Source organism: Flavobacterium panacis (assembly GCF_024649945.1).
Taxonomy (GTDB): domain Bacteria; phylum Bacteroidota; class Bacteroidia; order Flavobacteriales; family Flavobacteriaceae; genus Flavobacterium; species Flavobacterium panacis.
The window spans coordinates 1-1,274 of the sequence record NZ_JANKMS010000036.1 but is presented as its reverse complement, the minus strand read 5'-3'; the positions used below and the strand labels follow the sequence as shown (position 1 = coordinate 1,274).

Here is a 1,274-nt window from a genome sequence, read left to right as displayed (position 1 = left end):
CTCAAAGATTCCCTTATATCCAAAAAGAAAATAAACTCCGAAACAGATAAACTCGACAATAACGATTCTTCTTGGTACAGAAGGAAATTAACCCCTGAATCCTCAAGTATATAGGACAATCGTTTGGAAGGCAAGCCTGGATCCAAAGGAACATAAGTACATCCGGATTTCAGGATACCCAGGATACCAACGATCATATCAAAACTTCTGTTAAACAAGATTCCTATTCGAGAATCACTAATCACACCCATCGATTCCAAATAACGGGCCAGTTGATTTGACCTCTCGTCTAGTTCTTTATAAGTCATAACCAGGCCTTCAAAAACCAAAGCTGCAGCTTCTGGAGTTTTAACAGCCTGCTCCTCAAACAAATCAACCAGTGTTTTATCCTTTGGATATTCAAAATCAGTCGCATTAAAAACATTCAACAACTGGTCTTTCTCCGTTGCATTGAGCATAGAAAGGGCATCCAGAGGCTGATGAACATCATTGACAACTGAAATCAACAACTCCTTGTAATGCAATAGCATGCGATCAATGGTAGCCTTGTCAAACAAAGCTGTGCAATATACGATATCCAATCCAATACCACTATCTTCCTCTGATACATTCAGCGTCAAATCAAACTGAGATGTAACGGTATCAAACTCATAATCTGAAAGTGTAAGACCTTCTAAACCATTTCCTTCTCCTGATTCAGATAATCCCTCTGGTGTATTTTGCAATACAAATGCTACCTGAAACAATGGACTCCTGCTTCTGTCCCGATTGGTAATCACTTTATCGACTACTTTCTCAAATGGAACGAGCTGATGGTCATAACCACCCAATGTTGTTTCCTTTACTCTTCGTAAAAGCTCACTGAAACTTGGATTACCTCCTAAATCACTGCGCAGTGCCAGTACATTTACAAAAAATCCAATCATACCTTCCAACTCCGCTTGGGTACGGTTCGCAATAGAAGTACCAACACAGATATCATCCTGTCCGCTGTATCGCGACAACAATACCTTAAAGCCTGACAGCAGCAGCATAAACAGGGTAACACCTTCTCTTTGACACAATGCATTTAAGGACTCACTAAGTTGCTGATCCAAGACCAGAGAGGTCGTCAGCCCTGCTGTACTCTGCACAGAAGGACGTGGATAATCTGTTGGCAGCGCTAAGGTGGCCACGTCATGCAGCTGCTCCTGCCAGTACGACAACTGGGATTCCAATACTGCTCCTTCCAGATACTTTCTCTGCCAGATCGCATAGTCCGCATACTGCAGAGA

1 protein-coding gene is annotated in these 1,274 nt (G+C 42.2%); it reads right to left on the bottom strand.

Translation table 11 applies throughout. The annotated features are described in order from the left end of the window. Positions 1 to 1,217 (bottom strand): non-ribosomal peptide synthetase (locus NQQ59_RS25220; RefSeq protein ID WP_257698481.1); only part of this gene is annotated, 1,217 nt, incomplete at its 3' end. Between the last annotated feature and the right edge of the window lie 57 nt (positions 1,218 to 1,274).